Source organism: Azomonas macrocytogenes (genome assembly GCF_014191985.1).
Classification (GTDB): domain Bacteria; phylum Pseudomonadota; class Gammaproteobacteria; order Pseudomonadales; family Pseudomonadaceae; genus Azomonas; species Azomonas macrocytogenes.
Genome location: NZ_JACHXI010000048.1, coordinates 1 through 4,122 on the forward strand (window position 1 = coordinate 1; position 4,122 = coordinate 4,122).

General features: G+C 57.0%; 9 protein-coding genes. 3 read left to right on the forward strand and 6 right to left on the reverse strand.

The window, feature by feature from the left end:
* The first annotated feature begins 253 nt into the window (after nucleotides 1-253).
* The 3 genes from FHR87_RS18640 (at nucleotide 254) to FHR87_RS18650 (ending at nucleotide 1,491) form a co-directional block, all read left to right on the forward strand.
* Nucleotides 254-727, forward strand: coding sequence for an antitoxin Xre/MbcA/ParS toxin-binding domain-containing protein (locus FHR87_RS18640; RefSeq protein WP_183168265.1), 474 nt, complete (start codon nucleotides 254-256; stop codon nucleotides 725-727).
* Entirely contained in the window at nucleotides 724-1,215 is a 492-nt protein-coding gene (locus FHR87_RS18645; protein ID WP_183168266.1) for a type II RES/Xre toxin-antitoxin system toxin, read from the forward strand. Before FHR87_RS18640 ends, FHR87_RS18645 begins: the two co-directional genes overlap by 4 nt.
* 99 nt (nucleotides 1,216-1,314) lie before the next feature.
* The gene (locus FHR87_RS18650; RefSeq protein ID WP_183168267.1) at nucleotides 1,315-1,491 is read left to right on the forward strand and encodes a hypothetical protein; all 177 of its coding nucleotides are present in this window, start codon (nucleotides 1,315-1,317) and stop codon (nucleotides 1,489-1,491) included.
* Between the two features lie 276 nt (nucleotides 1,492-1,767).
* On the opposite strand, the gene FHR87_RS18655 is transcribed toward FHR87_RS18650, so the two are convergent.
* The 6 genes from FHR87_RS18655 to FHR87_RS18670 form a co-directional block, all read right to left on the reverse strand.
* Entirely contained in the window at nucleotides 1,768-1,905 is a 138-nt protein-coding gene (locus FHR87_RS18655) for a hypothetical protein (RefSeq protein ID WP_183168270.1), read from the reverse strand.
* A 54-nt stretch (nucleotides 1,906-1,959) separates the two neighbouring features.
* On the reverse strand, nucleotides 1,960-2,691 hold the full coding sequence (locus FHR87_RS19430) for a type II toxin-antitoxin system HipA family toxin (protein ID WP_246336112.1): 732 nt from the start codon (nucleotides 2,689-2,691) through the stop codon (nucleotides 1,960-1,962).
* On the reverse strand, nucleotides 2,678-2,959 hold the full coding sequence (locus tag FHR87_RS19525) for a hypothetical protein (protein ID WP_275944097.1): 282 nt from the start codon (nucleotides 2,957-2,959) through the stop codon (nucleotides 2,678-2,680). The genes FHR87_RS19430 and FHR87_RS19525 overlap by 14 nt, the downstream gene beginning before the upstream one ends.
* Nucleotides 2,952-3,194: a HipA N-terminal domain-containing protein gene (locus tag FHR87_RS19530; RefSeq protein WP_338021276.1), complete on the reverse strand. Its 243-nt coding sequence runs from the start codon at nucleotides 3,192-3,194 to the stop codon at nucleotides 2,952-2,954. Before FHR87_RS19530 ends, FHR87_RS19525 begins: the two co-directional genes overlap by 8 nt.
* A 5-nt stretch (nucleotides 3,195-3,199) precedes the next feature.
* Nucleotides 3,200-3,496, reverse strand: coding sequence for a helix-turn-helix domain-containing protein (locus FHR87_RS18665; protein WP_183168268.1), 297 nt, complete (start codon nucleotides 3,494-3,496; stop codon nucleotides 3,200-3,202).
* An 87-nt stretch (nucleotides 3,497-3,583) separates the two neighbouring features.
* Nucleotides 3,584-3,964: a site-specific integrase gene (locus FHR87_RS18670; protein ID WP_183168269.1), complete on the reverse strand. Its 381-nt coding sequence runs from the start codon at nucleotides 3,962-3,964 to the stop codon at nucleotides 3,584-3,586.
* Nucleotides 3,965-4,122 lie beyond the last annotated feature (158 nt).

Sequence of the window (4,122 nt, forward strand, 5' to 3'; positions counted from 1 at the left end):
GTCAGCCATGGCAGTCTCCTGCTGTCTGGATAACTCTCTCAGTATAGTTTCTCTTCTTCGATCAGCTCATACAAATTTCTGGTTCAGCCTACTAGCCGCCAGGTAAAACCTGTCGAAACGGAGACCAGTGAGGTGGTGGAAAACGCGCTAAGCGAGAAGGTTCAGCGGTTGGAACGATTGCGCGGTTCCGATGTGCGCAATGCGTCAAATGGCGCTATACTTACGTCATATGTCGCATATAAAGGAATGTACCATGATTTCCGCCGAAGCTCGCACCAACAAGGCCGCACCTGCCGCCCGCAGGCCAACGGAATACCTACTCCGCATAGATTCGGGCCAGCTCAGTCCAATGATGATCTACAGGCTGACCGCCAAAGGCTTCGACCTAAAAGACGTGCAGGACATGCTGTCGATTTCTGATCTGTATTCGACGAAGAAGATCATGAGCCGCATCGTGGGCAAGTCCATCAGGACGATCCAGCGCCAGGGCAGTAGCAAGCAACCGGCCCAGCTCAATTCTCAACAGAGCGCCGTAGCTTTTCAGTACGCGAAGGTGCTGGAGCACGCCATCAACGTGTTCGGCACTCAGAAACTGGCCGAGGAATGGCTTGGGCGCCCCTGCAAGTACCTGGACGGGGACGTACCGCTGGACGTTATCGACAATCCCGTGGGGTTTCAGGCAGTCGAGGATTACCTAGAGCGCATTGAGTATGGGGTCTATCAGTGAACCCGTTGCCCTGGTCTGACTCATGGTACGCATGGCGCCTCGACCGCGAGGTGTACAAGGACACCTGGGACAGTGGAATTGGAGCCCACAAGCTCGGTGGCCGTTGGAACCCACCGGGGCGAAACGTCGTGTACGCCTCGGCTGATCCCTCAACCGCCATCCTTGAGGTGGCGGTGCATTCCGGCTTCGATGCGCTGGACACCGTTCCGCATGTGCTCACATGCTTTGAAGTGCTCGAACCGAGCCTGATCAAGGTCGTCCAGCCCGAGGACGTTCCCAACCCAGTCTGGCTGTCGAGTGCGTCCGCCTCCCCCAACCAGCAGAAGTACGCCGATGCCCTACTGGCCGACCACCCGTTTGTGCTGATCCCTTCTGCCGTCACTCGCCATTCTTGGAATCTGCTCGTTAACTGCGATCTTGTCGAGAGTAAGTATCGGCTGGTCAGCCAAGAGCGTTTCGGCCTGGACACTCGCCTCGTCAAGGTTTGACCAGCACCAGAGCTGGCTACGCCAACAGTGTCTTTCAGGTGAATGCCCTCCTGTTGCGTGCGCCCATGCGCATCTTCTGGTCGACATCATCCTGCGAGGGTGGCTGGCGGGCGCGCCATTACCCCAGAAGGCTACATCGTCGGCTGGCTCAAGGAGTTGGAAAACCCCGTCGAACTGGACGACTACAAATTCGATCTTTCCGTGACCGATGGCTGGAGCGTCGTCATTGGCAGCGACGACTTCGCCAAGGTCAGGCTCAGTTCTTTCTATTCTTGAAGGATGCGAGTTCCGATTCAACTAGAAGCTGCTCGCTATGGCTGCGGGATTGCCTGTGGATCAACCTCCGTGTCGCGTCCAGAATTGCGCTGGCGTAACGATTGGATAACGGTCGGCCAATACCAGCAGATCTTTATCACCCGTAACCAGATAATGTGCCCGCGCTGCCTTCCACGTGGCCAACACGGGCTGATCGGCTGGATCGCGCAGGATGGAAGTTCGTCCAACTTCAGGAGGTCAGTTCATCGGCAAATGAGGGCCAAGGTGAGCCACTTTTCAGTCGGCGTTGATACATGCCGAGGTCAACCGCGCATAGCGGGCCAACTCCTCAGCATGCACCACCTGTGGATGGCATTCATCCGCAAGACGCGAGGCCAGCCCCATGACCTCGTCATGGATGGGTCGATGAAGCATCAGATCCTCCTTGATACACTAGTACGCGAATCAGACTAACGCCCGAGTACTCAATTAACCAAGTCGCGTCCGGATTTGCTTCAACGCCCCCTCTATCTCCGCTTTCTGTTGCCCCGCAATATCGAACTCACCACATAGCTCGCCCCAGCCAGATAGCGCCTCCAGCGTCTGCTCGATGTAGTGATCCACTTTCAAAAAGCTGAAGGGCTCACAGACCTTGCGCAGCACCTTGCGGGTCGGCAACCCGGCACCAGCAAAGGCCGTCGTGTGCTCATCGGCCATACCTCGAACTCGGGCAAAGGTCAGGTCATATCCTGGGGAAAGCGCCCAGCACCCTTGGTCGAACAGGTACGCGAAGTTTTTTGAATGGTCGTCGTGGTTGTGCGCCAGCGCGTTGAAGACCATCAAGCGCGCCATTTTTTCCACTTCACCGGCATGTCCCGTGATGGCCCAAGTGGCGCGCAGCAGATCGCCGTAATCCAGCGAAGGGGAGCGGTGATCCGCGTAAAGAGTGCCGCAGGCGGTCAGCATGTGGATCTTGCGCTCGCCATCACGATCAAAGCGCTTCGTGGCAAAGAAGCGCTCCACCCCACTTTCGGTCTTCACATTCAGAAGAGCTGGCTCCGCCATCTCGACTCCGGCACGCCGCGCCATTTGCGCGTAGGTGTACTCGATGGCACCCGTATCCCGATGCTCTTCTGGCGCCCGGAACTTCACCAGCCAATGCTCATGGCCTTCGGCCAGCGTTTTGAATGGCGAAGCGCAGTGCCGCTTATCCTGAGACAACGCCACGACGACCTTGGGCCGCGCTCCCGCTGGTGACCCACCCGCCAACCGCAAAAGCATCCAGCGTTGTTTCGGTATCGCCCTCGTAGACATCCAGGGCCGCTCGATATAGGCGCTCCAGATCCAACGCAGAATCGACCTCGGTCTTTTCCAACACGGGCCGATACTCCAGCGCGCCCACTGCACGATTACCCATATAGGCCAGTCGATCCAGCGCTGTGACGGCCCGCCGATCAATACCGAGCTCGCGCAGGAAGAATCTATCCATTAGCAGCATGCCCCAGCCATCCGGCAAGGAGTCGGCACCTGATCCCCATCAGCCCGTCGAACAGATGGGGATCAGGTGCCGCCTGCGGAGCTGATCCGAACGCCATGTTCAGTGGCGAGAGATTGAACCCCGTCGCCAGCCACTGCTCGTCGTAGGCAAAGTAGGTCCCACGCCTGGGTACAGACACCAACTCGCCCACCCGCGAGCCGGCGAGCAGCACTTCAACTGAGCCCACGTTCTTCATTTGCGCCCCCTGACACGTCGGCTCTGCTTGAGCTCGTCCAGAGAGACGGGCTGCGTGTGCTTGAACAACGCGGGCAACTGCTGCGCCATGCCTAGCGCAGAGGCCAGCAACACCAGCGCATCGAGCGTGATCTGACCAGTCGTTTCAAAACGCTTGATGGTCGACTCGGACACACCGGCCCGCTCAGCCAAGGTCTTGCGCGAGAGATTCTGCGACAAACGTAGCTCCCGGGCGTTCTCACCGATCTGTTGTGTTAGTTCGCCGGGAGAGAAGAGCGTATGAGTAAGTGCCATAGTGGCCGCCTACCGATCAACGCCAAAAATTAGCCAAATATAGACCGCTATACGCAAAAAATACATATAAAAGGTCTATTATGACCTTTAGTCGTCAAAATCCTCTTCAACCGCCATATCTTCCATACGCCGACCATGGAGCTCGATCCAATCCACATCGCCGAACTCCCGGCGCAACAATCCTTTCAGAAATCCATGCCACTCCATCAGAACACCGGCCTTCTCATCGAAATACGCATAATCGTAGACGGCATCCGCCGACAGGTCCTTGTGGTTGAGGATGCGACTGCACACCTCCTTGCTCAAGCCCTGACTGGACATATGAGTGGTCGCCGTACGGCGAAGATCATGCACCGTGGGCCGCGGATAACCATCGGCCACACGTAGCAGCCCTTCTTCCTCGACGCGGTATAGCTGTCGTAGAAACGGCGCATTGCCCGGTTGGCTGCGAGCCGTGCTTATGAACAACGTTGCTGTTAACGACGCTACATGATTTTCCCGCTTGAAAGCCAGGAGAGGATGTCGATGATAACTAGTAGGCTGAACCAGAAATTTGTATGAGCTGATCGAAGAAGAGAAACTATACTGAGAGAGTTATCCAGACAGCAGGAGACTGCCATGGCTGA